The sequence below is a fragment of the Mesorhizobium sp. CC13 genome (assembly GCF_039907765.1).
GTDB lineage: Bacteria > Pseudomonadota > Alphaproteobacteria > Rhizobiales > Rhizobiaceae > Aminobacter.
Window position 1 is genome coordinate 1 of record NZ_JARDJI010000059.1, and the last position, 626, is coordinate 626.

Genomic DNA, 626 nt, shown 5'->3' on the forward strand with positions numbered 1-626 from the left:
GCCGTCATCGTCGCCACCGTGCGGGCGATGAAGATGAACGGCGGCGTCAAGAAGGAGGACCTCGGCAAGGAGGACGTCGAGGCGGTGAAGAAGGGCTGCGCCAATCTCGGCCGCCACATCGAGAACGTGCGCCAGTTCGGCGTGCCGGCGGTCGTCGCCATCAACCACTTCCATTCCGACACCGACGCCGAGATTGCGGCGATGAAGGACTATGTCGCCAAGATGGGCGAGGAAGCCATCCTGTGCCAGCATTGGGCCAAGGGCTCGGCCGGCATCGAGGAGCTGGCGAAGAAGGTGGTCAGCCTCGCCGAGAGCGGTGCTGCGCAGTTCGCCCCGCTCTATCCCGACGACATGAAGCTGTTCGACAAGATCGACACCATCGTCAAGCGCATCTACCGCGGCTCGCAGGCGATCGCCGACAAGAGCGTGCGCGACCAGCTGCATGCCTGGGAGGCGGCCGGCTACGGCAACCTGCCGGTGTGCATGGCCAAGACCCAGTACTCGTTCTCGACCGACCCGAACCTGCGCGGCGCCCCGGTCGACCACGTGGTGCCGGTGCGCGAGGTGCGGCTGGCCGCCGGCGCCGGCTTCGTCGTCGCCATCTGCGGCGAGATCATGACCATGCC

Annotated in this window: 1 protein-coding gene; it reads left to right on the forward strand. The window is 66.8% G+C overall.

The window, feature by feature from the left end:
- Positions 1 to 626 (forward strand): formate--tetrahydrofolate ligase (locus tag PV773_RS25150; protein ID WP_347968992.1); only part of this gene is annotated, 626 nt, incomplete at both ends.